Raw genomic sequence first — 25,351 nt, 5'->3', positions numbered from 1 at the left:
AGCTCCTTTTTAGATATTATATAGAAGTTGAACTAAAAGGTTGTGCCTTTTAGCATATATTTTTTCAAATACTTAGATATCCGCATGTTTAGTAACATCAGCAGCTATCAACGAGTAGTGGTACGAAATATTAAAATCTGTGTTCAGACAAAGATTAAGTATAAAATGCACTTTGTTTAGTTATTTACCGCAAACAAGTGGCAACCATGGTATAGGAATACCGTTATATAGGGAGTTTATCAGAAAGCCTTAACACTACTTGCTATATGCCCTTATACTTTTACGCAAAACAGTTGCTAATTGCATTACTGTCATTTGTTTGTATATCAGTGGTTTGTATTGATGCGTCAGCAGCTTCGCCTTCCCCAATCCCTTCTTCCGCTGCCCTTGCCGCACCGCAGCCAAATGCAATGCCTTCCTTAGTAGGAGCCATCACCATTAAATGGAATAAAATTGACGGCGCTACAGGATACGTGGTTGAAAAATCTATATCTGGTAGTGCAGGTCCTTTTGCTGTTGTAAAGAAGCTTGGTGCCGGAGAAGTTGTTTACCGCGATACTGATTTATACTACAACGAAACAGCTCACTACAGAATTAAAACCACAGGCAGTGCCGGTGATTCACCTTACAGTAAAATAGTTAGCGCCACCACGCATCAAGAAATCTACAAATATAAAATCATGCCTTTAGGCGACTCCAATACGGAGGGCGGTAGCAGTGCTATCCCAGTTGAGCAGAGAGCCGGTTACCGCGATAAACTGGAAGAGTTGCTGAACGCATCCGAAACCAAAGGCAGGTATGATTTTGTAGGCAGCGAAAGCACCGGAAGCGCCCTCATGACCGACACAGACCATGCAGGATTTGGAGGGGCGAGAGATGAGGACATCGCTGCACTGCTTGAAAAAGGGACATACCAAGATGGCACCGGTAAGAATCGTGGCCCGGGAGGAGGTGCTTATTTAGATAAGTATAACCCCGATATCATACTGCTTCATATTGGCACCAACCAGGTAGATGGCAGCCAAAACGCCATGAATGACGTGAAAAGAATTCTGGACCTGGTGGACGAACATGAAGCACGAAGAGGCAGAGAAGTTACTGTAGTTGTAGCTAAGATAATAAAGCGTGTTTGCAACGCGAGTTCATGCCCTACGCCAACAGAGGCAGAGAACACCATAAAGTATAACAACATGCTGGAAGACTATGTGAAACAGCGTGCCGCCGCAGGTGACAGACTGTTACTGGTTGACATGCAGGATGGGGCTGGGTTGATCTACAAATACAGTTCTGAGGGCGGCGACATGGCCGACAACCTGCATCCCACGCAGAAAGGCTATGATAAAATGGCGCCAGTTTGGTTTAAAGTGCTGGATGAGCTACTGAACAGAGAGTTAACTCCTTCAGATGTTACAGCACCTGACGCTCCTGTAGTTTTAGCTCCTGCTGAAGGGGCATCTATGAAGAACACCAAGCCAACAATTTCGGGTACAGCAGAGGCAGATAGCAACGTTGAGATTTTCATAAACGGTGCCAGCATCGGAAAAATCAAAGCTGGGAATGATGGCAAGTGGAGCCTTACGCTGACAACTGCACTGGCAGATGGCAGAAAGCAGCTAACTGCCACAGCCACCGATGCCGCCGGCAATACCAGCCAGCGTAGCAGCACCAGAACATTTACGGTTGATAATGCAGCGCCGGAGACTACCATTGCCTCTAAACCCGAAAAGCTCTCAAACAGCAGCTTAGCTAAGTTTAGCTTTAGCAGCAACGAGAGTGGCGTAACATACCAGGTAAGTATAGACGAAGGTAATTTTGCCAATGCGGCCAATCCATTCACTACAAATAATCTATCGGATGGGGAGCATACCTTAAGCGTAAGAGCTGTGGATGCGGCCGGTAACACAGATGCTACGCCTGCCAGTTATACTTGGGCCATTGATACTAAGGCACCCGACGGGCCTGTTGTGTCGGCTCCAGCTACTAACCAGGTTTTAAATACAAACAAACCTGCTATCAGCGGCACAGCGGAGGCTGGAAGCACAGTGAATATTTTTGTTAACGGAAACAGCCTTGCTACCACTACTGCTGATAAAGACGGCAAATGGAGTATAAGCCCAAGCAATGCGCTGGCAGAAGGAGTGCAGCAGCTATCAGCAAAAGCGACTGATGCTGCCGGCAATACCAGCAAGGCAAGTAACATTGTAAGCATCACTATTGATACCAAAGCGCCTGAAACTACTATTGCCTCAGGACCTGCCGAAGCTAGCAACAGCAACGTGGCCAAGTTCAGCTTTTCCTCCAACGAGCAAGAAGTAACCTACGAGGTAAGCCTGGATGGTGCCGCATACACAGAAGCAGGAAGCAGCTACACCGCTACAGGGCTATCAGAAGGAAACCATACATTAGCTGTGCGCGCCACCGATAAAGCAGGCAACACGGATAAAACACCGGCAACTTACAGTTGGCTGATCGATACCAAAGCACCTGAAGCCCCAACGTTTGCAGGCATTACAGAAGACCTGGGCACAGCAGATGATGACCGGATTACCGCTGATAACAAGCTTATACTTTACGGTGCCGCAGAGGCAGGTGCAGAAGTGAGCATATTAGAGCAAGGCAAGCTGCTTGGAAAGGCAGCCGCCAATAAAAAAGGTACTTGGGAGTACAGCCATGAAAGTACTGCCCTGAAGCAAGGCCAGTACACTTTTACAGCCACCGCTACAGATGCCGCCGGTAATGTGAGTGATGCAAGTACAGATTTCTCCGTAACGATTGACTTGACAGCGCCCAAAGCGGAAATCACTACCGAAAGTAATTTGCTGGTTAACCAAGCGTTCAGCATAAGTATAAACTTTACAGAAATCGTTTTTGGGTTAGCCGCTTCTGATTTTGAGGTGGTAAACGCTCAGTTGGAAGACTTTGAACCTGCCGGAGAGGCTGCGTACACGGCCACAGTCACGCCTGCTGCTGATGGTGCAGTGCGCATAAAACTGCCGGCTGGTAAAGTGATAGACCTGGCAGGCAACCCTAATACTGTCTCAAACTCACTGGAAATTACCTATGACGCCTCTGCTCCGAAAGGCTACGCTATAGCATTTGTGCCAGACTTGGTAGATATAGACAACCAGTCGGCTGTTGCGCTGGAGGTGACAGGTGCGGAAGCGGGTACTACTTATTTTTATAGCATAAACAGCAGCAACGGCGGAGACCCGATAACAGGTACAGCAGCAGTAGCGTCCTCGTCGTTTACAATTTCTGACTTAGACCTTACCAGCCTGTCTGATGGCATGCTGACAGCTTCATTATACTTAGTAGATGAAGTAGGAAACCAGGGGCAGGAGGTAACAGATCAGGTTAGAAAGCTTACCAAAGATATTCTATCCGTAAAAAATCCCGCTTCTATTACAGTGCCTTTCAAAACCAGCTTTGAAGACCTTGGCCTCCCGGCTGAAGTAGAAGTGAGCTACACAAACGGAGAGACGGATTTGCTGAACGTAACCTGGAGCCAGGGCGATTTTAACAGGGAGGTTCCGGGCAGTTATACTTTGGCCGGGCAACTGGAGCTGAAGGAGAACACCAGCAACAGCAAAAACAGAATGGCCAGCATAACTGTGCAAGTTGAGCCAAATCAGCCACCTACTGCGCTTAACCTGAGTACAGACAGTTTTGCCCCGGACATAGCGTCAGAGGAGGTGATCGGCACTTTGTCTACCACCGACCCGGATGATGCCACCTTTACCTATGCTTTAGTAAGCGGGCAGGGCGACGAGCATAACAGCCTGTTTGAGATCCGTGGCAGTGAACTGTACCTGCTCTCTAACGAAGGCCTGTCCGGAAAATCTAACTTCAGCATCCGCGTGCGTAGCACAGACCCTTACCAAAACACGATAGAGAAGAGCTTTGCCCTCACAAAATCCTTGTACAAACCTGACGGAAGTATAGAGCTGGTAAATGCCTTCTCGCCAGACGGAGACAATATTAATGACACTTGGCTGGTGCCTGAGCTGCGCTATTACGACAGCGTAGAGGTGCAGGTGTTTGATCGTTCAGGTGTGCTTTTGTTCCAGACTACCAATCCGGAAAAAGGCTGGGATGGAAGAGGCAAAGACGGCCGTGTGCTGGCAGGCTCATTCTTCTACATCATTCAGATAAAAGATATCAACCTGGTGAAGAAAGGTGTTTTAACGGTACTTAAATAGTAGCAGATGAAGAGATTTATACTTGGGGTTTGCCTTGCAATGATAATCGGCGGGGCACAGGCCCAGAGCAGAAAGCAGTTGGCAAACTTCTCTAACTACAAACATTACTTTAACCCTTCTTTTACAGGCCAGGAGGGCACTGTGCTCAGAAGCGTTTACCGCAACCAATGGACCGGCTTTGAGGACGCTCCCAAAACGATTATGGCTTCGGGTGAACTGGATCTGCAGCAACTGGGCAGAAGCAGCAAACCTTTTGCCAACAGCCCTGGCAACCGCGAAAACAAGGAAGAGGTAAGCGCCCGTCACGGCCTGGGGCTAACGGTTTTTCACGATCAGTTTGGGCCAGCCAAAGAGACACAGGCAACCCTTAGCTATGGTGCGGGCATCCGGTTATCCGAAAGCCTTAATTTACGCTGGGGAACAGCCATTTCTTATACTTCGCACCGTTTGGATGGCAATAGTCTGACGATAGACCAAAAGAACGACCCACGGTTTGGCAATGTGCTGGGAGAGGAAAACCGCAGCGGCAGAGCTGATATTAACCTTGGCCTCTCGCTGATGGCGGCTAACTATTATGTTGGTTATGGCATGAAGGATGTGACAGAAGGCAAATTAGCCTCTACCGGAGGCGATTACATAGAGGAGTTTTATAAGCGCCGGCATGTAGCGCAGGCAGGTTACCGTGCAAGTATAACAGATGTGCTGGGGCTTACGCTAAATGGCATTTACCAGTACGACGCCAATTACAAATCTACCCTGGAAGGGCAGCTGAAAGCTGTGTACGACAATACGCTTTGGATTGGCGCTGGCTACCGCAACGACCTGGCTTATACTTTGGCAGCAGGTCTTCGCCTTAATCAGCTATCAATCGGCTACGCATACGAAACACCTACCCAAGATGCCAAAGCCATCGATAAATCTACCAATGAGCTTACGTTAAGCTATCACTTTTCCGGCGCTAAAAGCAATAGAAGTATAAACGGCAGGAAGCCGAGGCAAATCCTGATCTGGTAGTAAGGTGGCGAATTTACAATTGTTAGGAGTGTAATTTATCAAAGCTGTTGCTCGTGTTAAAGCGTGTATTGAAATAGCGTTTTGGATAATGTGAATATTTCCGAAAGTGCTATGGTTTAAATATTTCCAATAAGCATAACCGTAGTATAAGAGCATCGTTATATAGGCTTGTTAGTTTCTATTTGAATAACTGTATTTTCATGCCTCTCCGTATTTCGTTCTGTGTCTTATCCTGTTTCCTTCTTCTGTTTAACTCTGGTTTTGCAAATGCGGCAGTATCACCCCCTCAGGCTGTTACGGCTCAGGCATCCTTTGTAAGAGCAATTGTTGTAAAATGGCAACCTGTAGCAGGCGCTACAAGCTATACCTTAGAAAAATCTGACACAGGCGAAGCAGGAGCCTTCACTACACTTACCACTGTACCCGGTGATCAAAGCTCCTACAAACACACCGATCTTGGCTTTAGCCAGCAGGTATTCTATCGAGTTAAAGCCACTGTTGACGAACAGGAATCAGGTTATAGCGAAGTAGTAAACGCAACTACCAACCCGGATGATATAATCCGGTTAATGCCTCTAGGTGATTCTAACACAGACGGCGGTTCTGGTTCTATAGCCCAAGGACTAAGAATTGGCTACCGGAAAGAGCTTTACAGGTTGCTCACAGAAGATGCCTCTAAGCAAGGGTATAAGATAGATTTTGTTGGCAGCGAGCAGTCAGGCCAGAATCATCAGGATGATTTTTTACAAAATAACGGCTATGAGCTAGACATTGACCACGCAGGTTTTGGAGGCGCGAGAGATGAGGATATTGCTTTACTGCTTAAAAATGGTGAGTTCAATTTCTATAATACAGGAGATTATCGCGGACCTGGAGGAGGCCCGTATCTAAACAAGTACAATCCTGACATTATTCTGCTCCACATAGGCACAAACTGGGTTGATGGCAGCGAGAATGCCATGCACGATGTAATGGGCATACTGGATCAAGTTGATAACTACGAAGCTGTAGCAAAAAAAGAGGTAATAGTAGTTATAGCCAAAATCATCAAGCGTGTTTGTTATGATGATGAAGCAGGTGAAACGCAATGTCCTACACCGCTAGAAGCAGAAAATAGCTTGAAGTATAATGCCATGTTGGAAAGCTATGTAAACCAGCGTATCAGCACAGGTGATAAGTTGCTTTTGGTAGATATGCAAGATGGGGCAGGCATTAATTACAAGTACGGTACAGACGGAGGAGATATGGCCGACAATCTACATCCCAACCAAGCAGGCTATAATAAAATGGCGCCAGTATGGTTTGATGCCTTGATGTCGCCTATTGTTCCGCTTCCTGTTGAGTTAATACGTTTTGAGGCGGCAAAAGATAGCAGAGGGGTGCAGCTGGAGTGGGTAACGGCATCAGAAAAAGACAATAGCCGTTTTGAGGTAGAGCGAATGCAGGAGGGCAGTGCGTTTAAAATTATCGGAGCCGTGGCCGGGGCAGGCAACAGCAATGAGCGCATCACTTATACCTTTAAAGATACCGACTTACCCGAAGGTATTTTGTACTACCGCCTGAAACAGGTTGATCTTGATGGCTCTTTCTCTTATTCCAAAATGGTTGCTATCCATCATACAGTAGCTGCTTTGCCTGCTGTCAGTCTTTACCCTAACCTTACCGATGGCTCAGAAGCGGTGCAGCTGTATGCTACAGGCTTTGCTGATGCTGCCTCCGTTACAATTAGCTTGTATAACACCATGGGTAAACAGTTACTCAAGACAACGTTACAAGTTCAGCCGCAAGGAACAGTAGATGCTGCAATTCAGATGCCTACTAAACTACCCGAAGGGCTGTATATAGTTGAACTTAACGGGAATAGCTACATGCAAAAGTTAAAGCTGCTGGTAAAGTAAGTATAGAATAAGGCAAGTTCTGTATAAGCCAAAACTTACAAATATTATTGGCGTACTATACTCAGGAGATAGTGTAGTGGCAAAGGTGCTTGTGGGGCAACCTCTTAACCCTTAGAGGATTAAAGTTAGACTCTCTGAAGTGAAATTGCACTAGCTTGCTGAGATTAAGTCAGTTGGCGCCAGTAAAGTAGAAATCCATGATATATCCTATACAAAAAAGATTAGGCCGCTCCCGTGGCTGGGCTCCGGTTATACTTTGGTTATCTATAGCTCTGTTGCTGCAGGGAATTACGGCGGCTGCTGCGGTAGCACAAGCCAACTGCCCCGATGGTCTGGTGCACTACTTTGGCTTCGACGAAACCACTTCCGGAACTTATACCGATTACGCATCCGAAACCACCGCAAGTTGTACTAACTGCCCATCGCCAGAGGCTGGCCTATTTGCGGGAGCCCAGGCTTTTAAAGGGCAGAAACCCAGCATATCCATCAACGGAAAAGAGCATTTTCAATGGGGCCCCAACAGTAGTTTCACCATTGAAGTATGGGTGAAGTCGTCCGGCTCCTCTCCTGAAAACCAAGTTATTATTGGCCGGGATGCCAAAGATTCCAATGCCATTTGGTGGCTCGGTATCAATAGCAAAGGCAACCCGCAGTTTGATCTTTTTGACAGCAACCCAGACCGGAGTAAGGCAGGTTTCAGCCTAGTGGGTGAAGACATCAAAATAAATGACAATAAGTGGCACCATTTGGTAGTAGTGCGCGATGGGCGCCTTCGCCTCAATAAGTTGTATGTAGACGGCTACACAGTCGGAAATTTCCAGTACGATTATACTTATACTTTCGAAAGTGGATCGCCAGTAAATATTGGCTTTCTGGACCTGAACAACGGCTATGGCTACAATGGGCTGATAGACGAACTAATGGTGTACAACCGCGACCTTACTGAAACAGAAGTTAGAGAGCGTTTCAACAACGGTGCTGGCAATTACTGCGGGCCTCAGCAGGTAAAGCCGTTTATCATGTCGGATCCTATAACACATGGTGTGGTAGATCAGAAGTATAGTTATGCAGTGAAGGCTGTAGGCAATGCGGCTCCCACTTTTACCTTAGCAGAAGCACCCGCAGGCATGACCATCAATGCCGCTACGGGCGAGATCAGTTGGATACCATCCGCTTCGGGCAGCTTTCAGGTAAGTGTTGCTGCCTCTAACAGCGCAGGCTCAGACCGGCAGGATTTTACAGTATCGGTGAAAGCTGGAGTGGGGGAGAAAACCGGCATGCTGCACCACTGGATGCTGCACGAAATGAGAGGGCCGGTTTATCGGGATTATTATACCCCTTCGCACGCTAATGGCAACGAAAGCACTCAACCGAAAGCTGTAACAGGTGTAGTATCGGGTGGGCAGGAGTTTGACGGCGAAGACGATGGCCTGGATGTGGAGGAAAGTTACAACTTTAACTGGACAGCCAACGAAAATTTCAGTATCGAACTATGGATGCGCAGCGCTGGCAGCACATCTGGCAACCGCGTATTAATCGGCCGCGACGCCAAAGACTCAGAGGCGCACTGGTGGTTGGGCCTGGACGGAGAAGGCCGGGCTATTTTCACTTTATTGGATATAGAATGGGATGGCCTGAAGCCAGATCGCGGGAGCGGGCCAAAAATCAACGACGATCAGTGGCATCAGGTTGTAGCTGTCCGTAACGGCGGCTCTGGCCTTACCGAATTGTATGTAGATGGAGAAATAGTTGACAGCCATACTTTCAACTATAAAAATGGGTTTGCCAGCAACTCGCCTATCAACATTGGCTACCTGAATGACGGAAACGGTTATCATTACCAGGGTATATTAGACGAAGTGAAGCTGTTCGGGCGCGTGTTATCCGCTGAGGAGGTCAAAGAAAGGTATGAAAACGTATTTGAAGCGATTACCGAACTGGTGCGTTTTGAGGGAGAATATATTAGCGGTGCAGTGCAGTTAAGCTGGGAAACAGCCGCTGAAGCCGGTCTGTCTCACTTTGAAGTAGAGCGATCAGCAGATATGGAGCAGTTTGAAAAGTTAGGCGATGTGGAAGCTGCCGGGAACAGCAACTCGCCGTTAACCTATGCTTTTTCGGATGTGAGCCCGCTTTCTGAGGTAGGGTATTACCGGCTGAAGATCGTGAAAGAGGACGGGAAGTATACTTACTCCAACATTGTGATGGTGGAGAACAAAGGCCTTAAAGCCATCTCTTTTAAAGTATACCCGAATCCGGTAAGTACAGGAGAGGTAACTGCAACCGTGAGCGGCCTGCCCGCCACTGAAGAAATCACCTTTAAAATAACTGATTTGAGAGGCCGCGTACTGATGCAGCAGCAAATGCAGGCGGATAGCTTCGGGCAGTTGCAGGTGCAGGTGCCAGTCACCACAGATTACAGAGCTGGTATCTACTTACTCACTGTCATCTCAAGCAAACGTATCGATAGCCGCAAACTGGTAGTAGGTCGCTAAGTTTCTAGAACTTACTGTTGCTAAATAAATAGTAACATTTTTTGGTGCAAAACATAGAACTATAGCACTATTACCACGTATCAGAACAAACCTATTGAGCCGTTTTTTGGTATGGCCACGTATTTCTTCCGGATTGCTAGGGTATACTTTCTGAGCCGCCCTTGGTATCCATCAAACCATGTTTAAAAATTGTATTACTTATGAAAAAACTTTACGAAGCGTGGAGAACTATGTCTCCGCTTTTAAAGTACAGGCATGCCTATACTACATCATGCCGCTTTGCCCTCACACTGTTTTTCCTTTCTATACTTTTTCTGGGCCCGCAGCAAGTATGGGCGCAGCCAACAGGCTTTGTTGAAGAACAGGTTGGCGGTGACTGGGACGCAGCAGTCGGGCTTGTGTTTTCGGACGACGGAGAGCGCATGTATGTGTGGGAGAAAGCCGGTAAAGTATGGATCGTAGAAGATGGCAAGAAAAAAGACGAACCGCTTCTGGACATTAGCGAAGAAGTAGGTAACTGGGGAGATCATGGTTTGCTGGGCTTTACCCTTGACCCTAACTTTAAAAGCAACGGCTATGTTTACCTCTTGTACGTAGTAGACCGTCACCACCTCATGAACTTCGGGAAAGGCAGTTACAGCTCATCCAAGGATGAGTATAACGAGGCCACAATCGGCCGTGTAACCCGTTACAAAGTTCGCCAGGACGGTTATACCACAGATATGTCCAGCAGAAAAGTGCTGTTGGGCGAAACCGCTTCGACGGGTATTCCTATCATGTATGTATCGCATGGTGTAGGTACACTACTGTTTGGTGAGGATGGCTCACTTTTAGTATCAGTAGGGGATGGCGCAACTGCCAATGGCACCGATACCGGCTGGAAACCAGGCGTTGAAACTGATAACTTTGTAGAGCAAGCCCTTCAGGATGGTATCCTCACAGAAGTGAACAATGTTGGCGCCTTGCGCTCACAGCAGATACACTCCCTGAATGGTAAAATCCTGCGCATCGACCCAACTACCGGAAACGGTTTGTCATCCAATCCTTTTTACAATTCGGCTAACCCGCGTGCGGCTGAGTCCAGAGTATGGGCGTTGGGGCTTCGTAATCCTTTCCGTTTCACGATACGTCCGGGTACTGGCAGTGCGAACAATCCAGGCCATTTATACATCGGGGATGTAGGCTGGCAGGATTGGGAAGAAATTAACGTTGCCACCGAGCCAGGCCTGAACTTTGGCTGGCCCTTGTTTGAAGGGCTTGAGAAACAGCGATTCTATGGCAACACAGGCTGGCCAACACCAGATATACCTAACCCATTATTTGGTGAAGGCAACTGCGACAGGAAAACATTCTTTTTCAATGAGCTAATCTATCAGCCAAGAGCCACAGAACAGCCATACTTTGGTAATTTCTGCCTATGGGGTACTCCAATTCCAGATGATGTGCAGACTTTTGTACATGCCAGACCGGCCATTGATTGGGCAAACGCTGCTGTTACGGATGATACGCCACCGGTAGCTGCTACCCGTACAGGAACTTTTAACGGAGAGGAAGCAGCCGTTATAGGCGTAGGTGAAGCTGGTTCGCCAGTATCCGGAGAGCCTTTTTACGGCAGCTCTTCTACGGGAGGCATCTGGTACACCGGCGACAACATGCCCGCTGAATATCAAAACACCTATTTCTTTGGTGATTATGGCGCCGGTTGGATTAAAGTGCTGGAGTTTGACAGCAACAACAAACCTACCGCTATCAAGAGTTTTATAGATGAGGGTGCCACAGTAACAGCTTTTGCGCAACACCCATCCACAGGTGAGCTATACTATATTAACTATGGCGCACAGATCAAAAAGCTTACTTACTACGCCGGTAACAGGCCTCCAAAAGCAGTTGCAGAAGCCGATAAGCAGTTTGGCCCAAGCCCGTTAACAGTCGAGTTTAACGGCAGCAAATCAACAGATCCGGAAGGAAAAGAACTGAGCTATTCCTGGGATTTTGGAGATGGCTCTGCTAAAGCAACAGTGGCAAACCCAACGCATACTTTTACAGTGGCAGGCGTTAGAACTTTTACAGTGAAGCTTACTGTAACCGATTCAGAAGGACTTACCTCCACTGCAAGTATAGACATCACGCTAAACAACACGCCGCCGGTGGTAAATATAGTAAGCCCGGTAGAGGGGATGCAGTACCCGATGAACCAGCAAACTACTTACGATCTTCGTGCGGATGTGAAAGACAATGAAGATGCGGATGAGCAGCTGACATACGAATGGATTGTTGCCCTGCATCATAACACGCACTCGCACCCTGAGCCAGCGGATAATAAGCATGAAACCTCAGCCACAGTTGCTGCGGTAGGCTGCGACGGAGACAGCTATTTCTATAGATTCTCCCTAAAAGTAACTGACTCGGGAGGGCTTTCTGCTACTGATTACGTGGATGTTTATCCGGATTGCAGCGGTGGTGTTGTTGCAGCTGTGTCTGTCGCTTCGCCAGCAAACAACGCGACTTTTGAAGTAGGCGCTCCTGTTGAATTAGCCGTTAGCTTCGCTGATGCCACACGTGATTGGGCGTCGGTAGAGTATTACAATGGCGCTAATATGATAGCATCCGTTACCACCAGGCCTTTTAGTTATACTTGGCAAGGGGCAACAGCTGGTACTTACAACATAAAGGCCAAAGCCATAGACAGCGAAGGGCATACGGCAGAATCTGAAGCAGTTAATGTAGTGATTGGTGATGGGGGAGGTGCCGGCGGGCCTACCGCTGATTTATCTGACTGCATACCGGGCATGGTGCACTATTTCGATTTAGACGCAGCAGAGGAAGGCAACTTTGTAGATGCGGCTACCGGACGCAACGCAGTTTGCCAGACCTGTCCTGAAACTGTGGAAGCTGGCCTTTTTGGTGGAGCGCAACGCTTTAATGGCACAAGCTCTCGTGTAGACTTCGCAGAAGGAGAGAACTTTAACTGGACTGCCACAGACAACTTCAGTATAGGCTTATGGCTTAAAACAACTGCTAGTAATGCTGGTAATATGGTACTGGTAGGCAGAGATGCCGCTGCTACAGATGCCGGTGTGCACTGGTGGATTGGCTTAAACAACAGCGGCCAGGCCATGTTCTCTTTAAAAGATGCCGAACATGCTGGCGCGGAGATTTTTGACAACGGCCCATCGCTTAACGACGGTGAATGGCATTACATAATGGCTGTTCGGGATGGAAGCAATAACATGAACAGACTGTATGTAGACGGTGCGCTTATCCAAGAGAAGCAAGCGCAGTACAGCAACGACTTTGTAGACAATGCGTCTGTTAATATCGGTTACCTGGATAGAGCACCATACTTCCATTACCTCGGCGACCTTGATGAGGTTAAAGTATATAGCAGAGCAGTAACAGGAGAGGAAATACAGGAGAGATTTAACGGTGGCAGCGGTACATTGTGTGGCCAATCGCCGCTAGGCTTAACAGACAACAAGAGTTTTGCCGGCACTTTCGATGTCTTCCCTAACCCGGCAACCGGGCAGCTGATTAACGTTGCTGTTTCTGGTCTAACGCCAGGCGAGGAGACTACTATATCGCTGATAGATATTACCGGGAAGACCGTGTTAACTCGTACGGTAACTGCAGGTACAGATGGCGCTTTAAGAACAGCTATTTCCGCAGAAGGTAGGCTTTCCAACGGGCTGTATAACATCTTGCTGTTATCGTCTGAAAGAAAACTGAGCAGAAAAGTAATACTGGCAAAGTAACTAGTTACCTAAAACCATATTTAATAGAAAAGGGCCTGCAATGTTGCAGGCCCTTTTCTATATTGGGCTAAAAGTTGTAGTTGGTTATTCCTTTACAATTTTGATGCTATCAGTCTTACCTGCTTTATCAGTATACTTCAAGATGTATAAGCCAGTCTTAAGGTCAGCCAGGTTGATAGACAACTGGTTGTTTACCAGCTCCAGTTTAGACTCTTTGTATACTATACGGCCAGTCTGGTCTAGTACAGTTACCTCTGCAAGCTCAACATTATTGTCGCCGAAGGCCAGCGTAACCACATCACGGAATGGATTTGGATAAGCAGTAGTCTGCGCGAAGAAAGGATCAGAGTCAGCTACTTCAGAAACTTTCATGGCTGAGATGCTCTCAAATGCGTCTCCGAAAGGAGAAAGTCTGTTTCCGGCGATTGGCATTTCCTTAGCTCCGCTTGGCAACTGCCAGCCTACTGCTACGTTGTCGCCACCGGCTCCTTCAAGGTGCAGCGCCTCAATGTAGTAGCGCTTGCCAGCTTCCAGTGTTATCTTCACCGACTGCTGCGAAGAGTACTTGTTCCACTCACGCGGGTTGGTCCAGCCGTTCACAAAAGCTACTTTTTTCTTGGCGGCTGGGTCCTCAGAAGTGCTTACCGAAAGCTCAGCGTGATTGTCGCCTGCGATCCAGAAAATGTACTGGCCGCTTTCCGGTGCAGTAATGTAGCCGTGGATACGCTGGGCATAGTTATCGCCCACGTTAGACGGAGCCTCAAACAGAGTAAGTTCCTTGGTGCTTGTCGGCTTCTGAGAAACCGGGATGGCATTTACATTCTCACTTTTTACGCCTTTCCAGTGCTCCAGGATAATTTTACCTGTTGCTGCTATTGGAGCTGAAACTGGTGTAGTTGTGCTTGGTGCAGTAAATCTGTCTCCGGCGATTGGTAATTCTTTTGCGCCATTCGGCAGCTGCCAGCCTACAGATAAGTTGTCTCCACCTGCTTCTTCTTTGCTCAAAGCCTCAATGTAGTAGCGCTTGCCTGCCTCCAGTGTCACCTTTGCCGACTGCTGCGAAGAGTACTTGTTCCACTCACGCGGCTTGGTCCAGCCGTTTACGTAAGCTAGTTTCTTCTTAGCGGCAGGAGCATCAGATGTGCTAACCCATAGTTCTGCATTGTTATCGCCTGCGATCCAGAAAGTGTACTGGCCGCTTTCCGGTGCAGTAATGTAGCCGCTGATGCGCTGGCCGTAATTGTCGCCCACGTTAGAAGGCGCCTCGAACAAAGTAAGCTCTTTGGTGTTTGTCGGCTTCTGAGAAACCGGGATGTCGCTGATGCTGTGTCCGTCTACATTTGCCCATACTTCAAGAGTAAGAGAACCGTTGCTGCTATTGCCTGTGTTTGCTACCGGTAACTGTGCATCAGCAAATGATGGCTTGTCGGCGGTTTGTTCTGCTACTGTAATAGCAACTGCAGAAGATGTTTTTGATCCACCTGCGTTGTCATGTGCCTTCGCAGTTAGAGAGTAAGTTCCTACAGAAGCATTGTTCCAAGTATAAGCGAAAGGAGCGCTTGCGTCTTCTCCAAGTTTAACTGTACCCTGGAAGAACTCAACCTTAGTTATAGAACCGTCGTTGTCTGTGGCGTTGGCTTCGATAACAACTGAAGCTCCTTGTGCAATAGCTGTGTTGGCTGTAGGCGATGTAATGGCTACAGCTGGTGCCTGGTTAGCAGGAGTAGAGCCGGCAGAGCCGTTAGGGCCTAACACGATACCGTTCTTGCTCAGTTTGCTTTGCCAGTTAGAGAATTCTGATTTCTCAGTCTGCTTCGATATCGGATTCGGAAGGAATGAGTTGCTGGCAAATGATGCGAAATCAGCAACTGATATGTCGTTACGGTTATTTACATAACCCCAAGCTACAATACCTACTACGTTGTTATCTACAGAGTTAGAGAAAGTCGTGTTCTTCTTGTAATAGTCGTTGCTCCACAGGCCTGAAGTATACATGCCATACTTTGCACCGTTTTCGAAGGTAGCAGCGTTTACCGCTCTGTTGTGGTGGTAGCGAATGTTGTTACCGCCTGCAATACCCATAGAGTAGTTGCCTAAACCAATCAGTTGGTTGTCGTGTGCCTCAATGTAAGCCGGGCAAGTGTTGATGTCTCCATCTCCGTCAGTGATGATACCGCCACCTGAATAGTTCTTGCTTTCGGCTGGCATAGGGAAAGCTCCCTCAATGTAGTTGTTATGGATGCGGATCGGAGAAGACTTTGTACCTCTAGAGTTGTGTATGTTGATGTTGTCTTCCACTGCAGAGTTGTTCGGAGCGTTAATAACCTGGTTCCAGGCTACTTCTGCGTGGCTGATGTTGTTTCTGAAGTTGAACTGAACAAACTGCGCGAAAGTAGTTCCTCCGTAAACACGGCCATCAATATTTTTGGCGATGTTATAGCGAATCTTGATTGTTTCTGAAGAAGAACCATTTCCCTCATAGCTCTGGCCGATATAGATACCTGCTGTGTTTTCCATGTAGCAGTTTTCTACAACCACATTCTTGAAAACATCTATGCCTAGAAAGCGACGTGCTTTTTTGTAGTCTTTGTAAGGGGTTGGTGTAATTCCGTAACCGTTTGTGTGTCTAACAGTAAGGTTGATTTTGTTTCCTAAGCTACGGATCAATGGACCGGCACCACGAATGTTTGAGTTTTCGATAATTACCGGCTCACTTGTTTTGATCTCTACAGCAGCAACTTCAGAGTCTTTAGATTCCCAGTTTCCCTTGTAAGTTCCGCCCTTAGTAATCACTAAAGGGCCGCTGTAGGTTTGTGCAGTTACTGTTGAAGGAAGAAGCACGAACAAAATATAGACGAATAGTTGAGCGGCTATTGCTCGACCTGTCTTCTTGCTCAGGTTAGAGATTCTTGTGTTCATTTCCTTTGGCTAAAAGTTGAAATTAGATTTTTTAATGTTTTGTTTTCTTTAAAAATCTCTCGGCTTCCTTTGGTCAATGTGCCAACAATGAGATTTTTTCAGTTTTTGAGAGTTTCCTCTCTAGTTGTTTGTGTGGCTAAAATCTTAATATATAATCTGTTGCAAATATAAAGGGGAAAATTTTACAAATCATACATGTTGCTTAAAAAAACTATAAAAATAACATGTGTCACAAAATAGTTATATGCAAAATATGCTTCAAAATTTGCAAAAACAGCTTTTAAGTATGCTGTAGGTTGGTTTAATAAAGGTTACGTATTTTGAGGATTGCTTGAAATAATCATATAGACATTTTTTGAAAAAATTGCTCTATATAGTGTAAAAACAACGATTTTAACCGTTTTGATAAGCCAATAACTTATTTTGAGCCATTGAAAAGCTTATATAAACATTAGTAGATGGTTATATTTTAATATATTGATGTTTTAAAAATGTGTAGATTGTATTTTTCTGTTGTGGAATAATTCCACACTTTTAAAATGAAAAAACTAAATGTGCCTATATAGGCAATAGGAGGGGGTAACAATTCCACACATTGTGGATTTGGCTTGTGTTATAAGCCCTGAAGAAGGCCGATATTGATGTTGCTCTCGCGTAGTTTGTTGCGCCAAATCTGGTATTCACCTTTTTCCAGCGTTTTCGTGATCGAGTCGGGTAGGATATGGTTGGCGTATTCATCAGCCGCTGCAAATGTGCTGTCGAATATCTCGTTGCGCCAGTCACGGTTTTTGCCCAGCACAGCCAATGTGTTATGGTGAATGCTGTTCTGATAGGTGTTGCCTGTTTTGTAGTAGTCTTTAGCCCAGATACCGCTAGTCCAGAAATGGTATGGCTTGCCCGAGCTGAACTCAGCTGCCACCACTGCCCGGTTGTGGTGGATTTCTATGTGGTTACCACCTGCAATACCAAGGCAATAGTTGCCAAGCCCTACAAGTTGGTTTTCATACACTTTTACATAGGCTGTGGCTTCCAGTGAGTCTGTGCCAGGGGAGTCGGTAAGAATGCCGCCCCCGGAGTACTCAGGCTGGTGGAGCGGGTAAGGGAAAGCTCCTTGTATATAGTTGTTATGAATCTGGATGGGAGATTGTGGCGTGCCTCTGGAGTTGTAGATGTTGATGTTATCCTCCACTGCAGAGGCCCCCGGTTCATTGATGACCTCATTCCAGGCTATTTCAGCATGAGGCACCTCGCCCCGGAAGTTGAACTGAACGAACTGAGCCACCTCTTTACCCTGGTATACTTTGCCGTTAATGTTTCGGGCTTTGTTAAACCGGATCTTTATACTTTGGCCCGGGCTGCTGTCTCCCGTATACTTTACACCCAGGTAAATGCCAGCAGTTTGCTCCATATAACAGTTCTCCACTACCACATTACGGAACACATCTACGGCTAAGAAACGTCGTGGCTTGGCGTAGTTGCTGTAAGAAGTAGGCGGAAGGCCATACCCAGCAGTGTTGCGAACAGTGACATCTGCATGGTGCCCCTGGCTGAGAATCAGGAAACCGGCACCGCGTATTTGAGAATTCTCTATGACCACAGGCTCCTGCGTTCGGATTTCCACAGCAGCTACATCAGAGTCCTTGGATTCCCAGTTGCCGCTGTAGGTGCCGCCTTCGGTAATTATCATAGGGCCATCAAAGTCAGTGGAAGCAGCTTTGGGAGAGAAGTGCAGCACCCGGTACAAGCTAAGCGTAGCCAGTACCAGCAATACGGCAGCAGCAACAGCAAAAAGCCACCCTCTGCCTATTAACAGCCTATGGCTGCTGTGGCGGAGAGTGGCTTTTATACTTATATAATGCGGCATTTATTTCAGCATATACCCAAAAATGCGGCGGGCGTAGCCATTTGCCAAATAGTATGGAATATACGGTGGAGGACAGTTCTTTAAAGTAAAGCGTGTGAAATCGCGTAAGTTGCCGCCGCCTTTTATGTCGAACAGGTGCTTGTAAAAGTTGTTGATCGATTTGCTTTGGCGGTTTTTACGCTCACCGCTCTCCTCGGGGTAAGTATAAAGTTTGGCGTCGTAGTTCACGTACAGCTCAAACCCGTTGCGCAGGGCAGTGTGGGTAAAGTCGTAATCGGCTACGTAGTGCGGAAAACGATCCTGGTCCAGTAGGCCGATTTTTTCGAACACGGCGCGGGGTATTAGCAAACCACGGCCAGGCAACTGCGATACCTTATGCAGGCCTACCTGCTGCTCTTTAGGCAGCTCCTGTAACAGGTGCCTTACTTTGTTCAGCTTAAAATCAACAATCTCGCCTCCGAAAGCGGGCTCACGGGTACCGGCATCCATCTCCAGCGCACCAATTACAGCGTTTGGCTTCTGTGCCATCGACTTATAGGTGTTTTCGACGTAATCCTCGGCTACTTCCAGGTCGTTATTGAGTGTCATGATATAATCGGCACCGAGCTGCAGGGCGTGCTTGATGCCCATATTCACACTGGCTGTCCAGAAAAGGTTTCCGTCTCCGAAGAGAACCTCTACTTCCGGAAATTCTTCGCGTAGCATGTCGGCAGTGCCGTCAGTGGAGCCATCGTCCACTACAATTATTTTATAGTTCTGGTTGGTGCCGCGCTTCAGTGAGAGCAGGCACTCTTTGGTGAAATTCTTCCTGTTGAATACAGGGATAACTATGTATAACATCTTGTTGTAAGGGCTAATTCTAATGTTGAACAGTTAGTTCGGCAGGCTTGGCCTGGGTATACTTACTGTAAAAGTCGTTAATGTGTTGTGTCTTAACCGTCCATGTTTGGGATTTTGAGAATTTATAACCGTTAGTGCCCATCTGGCGGCGCAGCAGGGGCTGGTCATGTAATTTCTCTACGGCAGCGGCAATGGCTTTCACAGTTTCGTTGGCTGTGCTTACCGGTACTTTTATACCTGCGTCGTCTGGCACTAGGTTGCGAGCGCCGTGCAGGTCTAGCGTAATAATCGGAAGCCCGTAGGCCATCGCCTCCAAAAACTGAGCTGCACTGGAGTCGCGTAGGCTGCAAAACAGGAACAGGTCATTGTTGGTATAAGCGCGTTTCACCTCGTCCCACGGCACCTGGCCTTTCCAGTTCACTTTGCCGTGCAGTTTAAATTCTTCTATCCAGCCTGGTACAAAATCATGCATGGGGCCATCTCCAAGTATAGTGAGCTCAAACTTTACATCTGGGCGTACTTTGCTGAGAGCCTCCAGCACCAGTGGCAGTCCTTTTCGAGCAAACAGCCTACCTACCCAAAGAATCTTCAGCGTGTGGTCTGGTAGCCGCTCCGGGTAAGCCTCGGGGTAAAAATCCTCGGGCAGACTGGTGTCCAGAAACATTTTTGGGTTGAGGGCGCCAATGCGCTGGGCCATGTCATACGTGTCTTGGTTGGTGGTGAGCACCAGCGAGGCATGTTGCATGGCTTTGCGGGCATTGGGGTTCAGGGACAGCAATAGTTCGCTGATAACCTTGCGCATGGTTTCCATCTTCCACCAGCGGTAGAAGTATTTATTTAGTGCCCGCGGAGCTTCCTGCCCACCGCCAGTCGGCCCGAAAATGAGCGGCTTGTTTAGCTTCCAAAGTGCTGTGCCCATCTGCAGGCTTCCGATGGTTACGTGGTGCACCAGGTCGAAATCAATCTCTTTATTAAGTTCTTTGGCCTTCTGGTAGGCGCGGTGCTGCCAATACATGTAGTGCGGGTAAAACCCCAGGTGATAGTCAAACAGTTTGTCGACTAAGGCCGGCAGCTCCACAAAAACGATGTGCAGGTTCGGTAGAGCTAATCTTTTAACTTCTTTTTCGATGCTTTCCCTTCCTTCTACCGTGGTCAGGCACCATACGTCGTGGCCAAGCCGGGCAGTGTTAAGTGCCCAGTTCCAGCCGTTGCCTAATTCTGTGCCGCGGTTAGGTTCACAGGCGTATGCAGATAAAAGTAGTTTCATAAGCTAGTTAAAGACTAAAGCTGAATAGGGCTTTGAGTTTTGCGCTTGCTTTATCGCGCATCATTTTATTAAAGTTGCGGCGGTCCGATTCTTTGTCACGAATTACGAACTTAGGGTGCCGTAGCGGAAACGCTATTTCCTCCTCCTGCACCTTTGCCTTTTTATCGTGCAGGTTAAAGGTATGGGTGGCATCCTCGCCGAAGCCAATGTTCCGGACCAGGTTTACTTCCGGCACAATGCAAAGCCCGGAGTTGCTGTATACGGTAAACTCCCACTGGTAGTCCCACACATCGCCTTTCTGAATGTTAATAAAGGTTTCCTCCAGCTTGCTTAGCCTATACTTCTCCTCCAGTTTATTTAAGAAGATGCCGTTGAGGTAGCCTTTGTTCTTTAGCTCCGGGTAGTTGCCAAGGTGAAAGTCGTAGAGCTGCCAGGCGCGGCGCCAGGTGGCCCAGCCCCAGCTATTTACTTTGTCAGAAAAATAATAGGAGTAGTCAGAGTCACGGCGCCAGCCATCGAGGTAGTTGTTGCCGCTGATGTGCATGACGCGGGTATCGTTTTTATACTTCTCCAGCATCTCCTGGCAGAACCAGAAAAAGCTTTTGGACGGAATGCAGTCATCCTCCAGTATAATGCCATACTCCTCGTTTTCAAAAAGCCAGGAAATAGAGCGGGAGGGAGCAACGCCGCAGCCCAGATTCTGTTCCTGAAAAAGAGTTTTTACTTCGCACTCCCAATCCACCTGCTCCACAATGCGGCGGGTCTCGGCGCAGCGGTCGGTATCGGTAGTTACATGCGGGCGTGGCCCGTCGGCGGCTACGTACAGCTTTTTAGGCCTAACCTGCCGGATGCGGTCAAATACTTTCTGGGTGGTATGGGCGCGGTTAAATATAATTAGCAACACCGGAGTGTCTAACTGTTCTTGCGGTATAGAGGTACTCATACAAGTGATAAGGGTTTTGGTATATACTTGTACTCCTATTCTTAGTAGGAGGTTGCTGCCGGCTGGCTAGTAATTTTCTGTAGCCGGAGTTTCTTGATTTTTTCTCTGCGGCGCTGGCCAAAATCGCTCAAAAAGCTGTACTGTTGCGTGTCTTGCTCCAGGTAGGCGATGGCTAAGCCCAGAAAGGCGTAGAAAAAGTATGGCAGGATATAGGAGATGCCGTAAACCAAGCCGCTGCAGATAAAGGCAAAAATCACGATCTGCTTTTCGTTCAGGCGCTTTCCTGTAAAGCCTTTCTTGATAGCAAAAAAGTACATCAGCAAAAACAGCGTCATGCCCACCATGCCAATGTAAAACAGCACATCCACATAAAAACTATGGAAGTGGTGCCCGTTGCCGTCTTCAAACACAGGCGCGTCCAGGTCGTCGCGGTAAAACTGAATTGGCAGCTCAAAACCTTCCAGGCGCATGCCCATCAAAAAGTTATCCTGTATAAAAGGCAGGTAAGACAGAAACTGGTTGTAGCGCCACCCGCCGGTGCCTTGCTCGCTGGCGTTCTCAATATCAGAGAAGTTTTCCTGGATTTTCAGAATGATTTCAGGGTGCACCGAGAACAGGAAGGCGCTGCTTACAATGCCCAGCACAACAAGAACAAAGGCTATCGGCAACAGCTTTCCAAAGTTTACTGACTTATCGGCCTTAAACTTAACTAGGTAAACATAAACCGCCATAACACCTATCATACATACCCATACCGTTCTGTGCTGAAAGAAGATGATGGCCAGCACCACCACAAAGCTCATGATCAGGTTGTACATGCCTCCTTCAAACAAATACTTGCTGGCAAAGTACAGGAACGGAATAACCAGCATATACATGGTGGTGGCGTTTACACCTCTCTCATGGTTTGTGAAAGAAGATATGCTGAGCGCCTCTGGGTGGATAAGTACTACGTTGAGCACAAAGCCGATGAGTATAAAGTTGATGATGTGGTTTAGGCGCAGGTAATCGTTGTTCTTGTAGAAAGTATAAATGAAGAACACAAAGTAGAACAGCAGCAGCCGCAGGAATACGTGCGGGTAAACAAAGAAGCTGTTATACTTATAGTATGACTCCATCGACATGCCAAACACATATAGCGTAACAAGCACAAAAACGAAGCGCATAAACGGCGACATACTCTGAAAGCGGTAGGCGCTGTATAAAAATGCTATTCCAGCGTTCAGCTTAACCATTATGCTAAGTATGGAGCCCAGTGTAGCCTCGTTGTTGCCAGACAGCAGCTCCAAATACATAGGATCAAGGAACATGATCAACATGAGCGGGAAGGCAAAAATAACGCTGTAGTTTAACTTCATGGTGCTGATGATGCTAATATCAATTATTAAGAAGAGAGGTGGCTGCCTTTTCTTGTACTGAAACCGGCCGCTGGGTGTTACCCATATTAAGTATGGAAGTATACAGTTGCAGGTGCTGCGCCGTCACGACTTCTTCAGAAAAGTTAGCCTTCGCAAACGAGTAAGCCTTAGACGCTACCTGCTGCGCATAAGCATCATCTGTTAGAAGGCGTCCTACGGCTGCGGCCATTTCTTCGTCAGAGTATATGTCGCATAGTACGCCGGCGTTGCCTTGGTCAAGGAGGTAGGGTACAAAGCCGCTGCGCTGGCCGCCTACCACTGGCGTACCCGCAATCATGGACTCTAGCACAGCCATTCCAAACGACTCCTCCTCTGATGGGTGCAGGAGGGCCTTGGCTGCGGCTACACGTTGTGTTAGCTCCTGGTGCGAGAGTGGCCCCAGAAACTGCACACCGTCTTCCAGGTTATGCTGCCGTGCATATTGCTGAGCTGCTCCTCCGGGCTCCATATCGGCCCCAATCAGGTGATACTCCAGTGCCGGGAATTGCTTTTTGAGCTTGGCAAACGCATGAAGCGCTCTCGGAACACCCTTACGTTTAGTGAAGCCCATCACAACAGAAATAATATAATTGCCTTTTACAATGCCGCTAGGTGTAAGCTCGTCCAGGTATGGCGTGTAAAAGTTATTGATTACAGTTGCCTTTCGTTTATTGCGGGCTGATAGCTGAGAGTAAGTATAAGTTGAGTTAGCTACCAACCATTTGGCTCTAAAGATTACGATAGTGTTCATGATGAAACGCACCAGCCTGAACATATCCGGCTGCTTCAGTAGAATTTTCCAGGCGATATCATGGATGCTTACCACAGTTGGGATACCGCTGTCCAGTGCGGCCCAGGCATACTCATACGTCCAGAAGGCATAGATGATGTCGGAGGGATGCTGCAGCATCAGGGCTTTCAGCTGTTCTCTCTCAAAATTGAACATCCTTCTGCCAGGCTGTGGCTTTGTGCAGCCTATGCACACGGTAACCTGTTTGCTGTACAATACGGTTGGTTCTGAAATGTCGCCGGAGTTGGTGTAAGCAATAACGTGGTGGCCGCGCTTGATAAGCGCATTAATAAAGTGCGATATTAACGGAAATGTATTTGTGCCAGGTATAGCCGTGTCCCCAAAATCACATTCCAAGAGCTTGATGTCTACCGGCCCGGATACTCCTATAACCATAACTGTATTTCAATTTATTCCTTCAGTACTGTTGATTACGGTTTTTCTGTACTTTGATATGATCTTGCCGTAATAACTTGTCGAATTTTCATTTACTCCAAACTTTAATAGCAGCTTGTTGATTTGCATCTTGAGCGTGTTGTGCGGGAAGAACAGGGTCAGGATGATAAACAGAACTGCCCCTGTAGCTATCTGGCAGGCCAGCACAAGCACATGTGGCAGTTCGAGGCTGCGCAACACACTGCTCAAGGCATAAATTATAGCAGCTATTAGCACACCGTTTACCAATCCGGGCACATAAACCTGCAGCTGCTCCAGATACGGAAGCTTAAGTATGCGGTTCAGCACTGCCTGGTAAAAGAGGATGCGAACCACCTCACCTGCCAATATCGCGAAGGCAAAACCGATGAGACCATACTGCCTCAGCATAAAAAAGAACGCGGCAATTACACCTATAAATACCAGCGTAAGCACGATCTTTATGTTTAGCACGGCTTTGGCATCGCACACAATCCCAGCGAACATGGTGATAAAGCTTAAAGGGATAGCCAGGCACAGCACCTGCAGCACAGGTATGGACTCACCCCACTTATCGCCTAGCAGAAGGTATACTACTTCGGGCGCTGCCACCATAAGGCCAAGGCAGGTGGGTATGATAATAGCCGCTAAAAGCGTGGTGCTGGAAATATAAGCGCTTGCCAGTTTGCTGGTTTCTGCCTGCAATTTGCTGAATGACGGAAATATGACGCGGCTGATGGTGCGGGTAAGCATGTACATCGGGAGGTTAACCAGGCGGTGCGCCCGGTCATAGATACCCAGTTTATAAGGCCCCAAAGTTTTTCCTATAAGTATGGTTGCCATATCCTGGCTCAAAAACTCCAGAAAACTGATGACAGACATTTTGCTGCCATAGTTAAACAGCGGTTTATAAGACTCCCATTTGAACAGCGGAACCACGTTATGCCTTATAATGACGTATGCCCCCAACGCCACAAGACCTGCCTGGGTAAGTGTGGCAAACACAAGACTCCAGACGCCAAAGCCAAGATAAGCGCAAACCACGCCAACACCCAAGTATGAAATCACATACGAGAGCGTTTCAACTATACTCAGCTCCTTAAAGCGCATGTTGCGTTCTGCTAAACTAAAAGCAGTAGACGATAAGCCGCCAATCAGCAGAGAAAGGGCCATTACGCGTACGATTGGTGTTACTTGCTCGCTCGCTGTGGTGGCGTTGTCAAAAAACATAGTGGCAAAAGGAGCCAGAAACCAGATGAGCAAAGTAAAGGCTATGCCCAAAAGTGCAGAAGAGGTAAAGGCAGCCCGGATGTTATCTTCTGTTAGCTCCTCTTTCTGAATAATAGCCTGCGACAGGCCCAGGTGAGCAAAGTAACTGCCAAAGCGAAGTATAACGCTGGAAATAGCCACCAAACCAAAAGCTTCCGGGGCCAACAGCCGGGCCATGGCCGAAGTATAGCCAATCTGCATCACTGCGTTGGCTATGGTGGAGGCCGATCCCCACTTTAGGCCGCTGACAGCTTTAGAGGCTAAATTTTTACTCATCTGTGATTCGGTAATAT

Annotated in this window: 13 protein-coding genes; 5 read left to right on the top strand and 8 right to left on the bottom strand. The window is 47.5% G+C overall.

What is annotated here, in order from left to right:
- Positions 1-410: 410 nt before the first annotated feature.
- From Q1B04_RS12615 to Q1B04_RS12595, 5 genes are all read left to right on the top strand, one after another.
- Entirely contained in the window at positions 411-4,199 is a 3,789-nt protein-coding gene (locus tag Q1B04_RS12615) for an Ig-like domain-containing protein (protein WP_299759223.1), read from the top strand.
- Positions 4,200-4,205: 6 nt separating this feature from the next.
- Positions 4,206-5,213: a PorP/SprF family type IX secretion system membrane protein gene (locus tag Q1B04_RS12610; RefSeq protein ID WP_299759221.1), complete on the top strand. Its 1,008-nt coding sequence runs from the start codon at positions 4,206-4,208 to the stop codon at positions 5,211-5,213.
- Between the two features lie 200 nt (positions 5,214-5,413).
- A complete protein-coding gene (locus Q1B04_RS12605; RefSeq protein WP_299759219.1) occupies positions 5,414-7,111 on the top strand; it encodes an SGNH/GDSL hydrolase family protein in 1,698 nt (565 codons plus the stop codon).
- Positions 7,112-7,308: 197 nt separating this feature from the next.
- Entirely contained in the window at positions 7,309-9,603 is a 2,295-nt protein-coding gene (locus Q1B04_RS12600) for a LamG-like jellyroll fold domain-containing protein (RefSeq protein WP_299759217.1), read from the top strand.
- A 200-nt stretch (positions 9,604-9,803) separates the two neighbouring features.
- Positions 9,804-13,355, top strand: coding sequence for a PQQ-dependent sugar dehydrogenase (locus Q1B04_RS12595; RefSeq protein ID WP_299759215.1), 3,552 nt, complete (start codon positions 9,804-9,806; stop codon positions 13,353-13,355).
- Between the two features lie 84 nt (positions 13,356-13,439).
- On the opposite strand, the gene Q1B04_RS12590 is transcribed toward Q1B04_RS12595, so the two are convergent.
- The 8 genes from Q1B04_RS12590 to Q1B04_RS12555 all read right to left on the bottom strand — a co-directional run bounded on the left by Q1B04_RS12590 (position 13,440) and on the right by Q1B04_RS12555 (position 25,334).
- The gene (locus tag Q1B04_RS12590; protein ID WP_299759213.1) at positions 13,440-16,274 is read right to left on the bottom strand and encodes a PA14 domain-containing protein; all 2,835 of its coding nucleotides are present in this window, start codon (positions 16,272-16,274) and stop codon (positions 13,440-13,442) included.
- 613 nt (positions 16,275-16,887) lie between these two features.
- On the bottom strand, positions 16,888-18,138 hold the full coding sequence (locus Q1B04_RS12585; RefSeq protein WP_299759211.1) for a glycosyl hydrolase: 1,251 nt from the start codon (positions 18,136-18,138) through the stop codon (positions 16,888-16,890).
- The gene (locus Q1B04_RS12580) at positions 18,139-18,978 is read right to left on the bottom strand and encodes a glycosyltransferase family 2 protein (RefSeq protein WP_299759209.1); all 840 of its coding nucleotides are present in this window, start codon (positions 18,976-18,978) and stop codon (positions 18,139-18,141) included.
- Positions 18,979-18,997: 19 nt separating this feature from the next.
- On the bottom strand, positions 18,998-20,245 hold the full coding sequence (locus Q1B04_RS12575; RefSeq protein ID WP_299759207.1) for a glycosyltransferase family 4 protein: 1,248 nt from the start codon (positions 20,243-20,245) through the stop codon (positions 18,998-19,000).
- A 7-nt stretch (positions 20,246-20,252) separates the two neighbouring features.
- Positions 20,253-21,188, bottom strand: a complete 936-nt coding sequence (locus tag Q1B04_RS12570) for a nucleotide-diphospho-sugar transferase (RefSeq protein WP_299759205.1) — start codon at positions 21,186-21,188, stop codon at positions 20,253-20,255.
- Positions 21,189-21,229: 41 nt separating this feature from the next.
- Positions 21,230-22,546, bottom strand: a complete 1,317-nt coding sequence (locus tag Q1B04_RS12565) for an O-antigen ligase family protein (RefSeq protein ID WP_299759203.1) — start codon at positions 22,544-22,546, stop codon at positions 21,230-21,232.
- A 19-nt stretch (positions 22,547-22,565) separates the two neighbouring features.
- A complete protein-coding gene (locus Q1B04_RS12560) occupies positions 22,566-23,771 on the bottom strand; it encodes a glycosyltransferase family 4 protein (RefSeq protein WP_299759201.1) in 1,206 nt (401 codons plus the stop codon).
- A 9-nt stretch (positions 23,772-23,780) separates the two neighbouring features.
- On the bottom strand, positions 23,781-25,334 hold the full coding sequence (locus Q1B04_RS12555; protein ID WP_299759198.1) for a lipopolysaccharide biosynthesis protein: 1,554 nt from the start codon (positions 25,332-25,334) through the stop codon (positions 23,781-23,783).
- Positions 25,335-25,351: the final 17 nt, after the last annotated feature.

Source organism: uncultured Pontibacter sp., assembly GCF_947495565.1.
Classification (GTDB): domain Bacteria; phylum Bacteroidota; class Bacteroidia; order Cytophagales; family Hymenobacteraceae; genus Pontibacter.
The sequence above is the reverse complement of the archived record's forward strand: the minus strand, read 5'-3'. Positions and strand labels throughout refer to the sequence as shown.

Excerpts from the sequence above, each read along its gene's own strand:
- Q1B04_RS12560 (WP_299759201.1), bottom strand. The coding sequence starts at position 23,771 with ATGGTTATAGGAGTATCCGGGCCGGTAGACATCAAGCTCTTGGAATGT.
- Q1B04_RS12605 (WP_299759219.1), top strand. The coding sequence starts at position 5,414 with ATGCCTCTCCGTATTTCGTTCTGTGTCTTATCCTGTTTCCTTCTTCTG.
- Q1B04_RS12570 (WP_299759205.1), bottom strand. The coding sequence starts at position 21,188 with ATGAGTACCTCTATACCGCAAGAACAGTTAGACACTCCGGTGTTGCTA.
- Q1B04_RS12585 (WP_299759211.1), bottom strand. The coding sequence starts at position 18,138 with ATGCCGCATTATATAAGTATAAAAGCCACTCTCCGCCACAGCAGCCAT.
- Q1B04_RS12575 (WP_299759207.1), bottom strand. The coding sequence starts at position 20,245 with ATGAAACTACTTTTATCTGCATACGCCTGTGAACCTAACCGCGGCACA.
- Q1B04_RS12615 (WP_299759223.1), top strand. The coding sequence starts at position 411 with ATGCCTTCCTTAGTAGGAGCCATCACCATTAAATGGAATAAAATTGAC.
- Q1B04_RS12600 (WP_299759217.1), top strand. The coding sequence starts at position 7,309 with ATGATATATCCTATACAAAAAAGATTAGGCCGCTCCCGTGGCTGGGCT.
- Q1B04_RS12590 (WP_299759213.1), bottom strand. The coding sequence starts at position 16,274 with ATGAACACAAGAATCTCTAACCTGAGCAAGAAGACAGGTCGAGCAATA.
- Q1B04_RS12555 (WP_299759198.1), bottom strand. The coding sequence starts at position 25,334 with ATGAGTAAAAATTTAGCCTCTAAAGCTGTCAGCGGCCTAAAGTGGGGA.
- Q1B04_RS12565 (WP_299759203.1), bottom strand. The coding sequence starts at position 22,546 with ATGAAGTTAAACTACAGCGTTATTTTTGCCTTCCCGCTCATGTTGATC.
- Q1B04_RS12580 (WP_299759209.1), bottom strand. The coding sequence starts at position 18,978 with ATGTTATACATAGTTATCCCTGTATTCAACAGGAAGAATTTCACCAAA.
- Q1B04_RS12595 (WP_299759215.1), top strand. The coding sequence starts at position 9,804 with ATGAAAAAACTTTACGAAGCGTGGAGAACTATGTCTCCGCTTTTAAAG.
- Q1B04_RS12610 (WP_299759221.1), top strand. The coding sequence starts at position 4,206 with ATGAAGAGATTTATACTTGGGGTTTGCCTTGCAATGATAATCGGCGGG.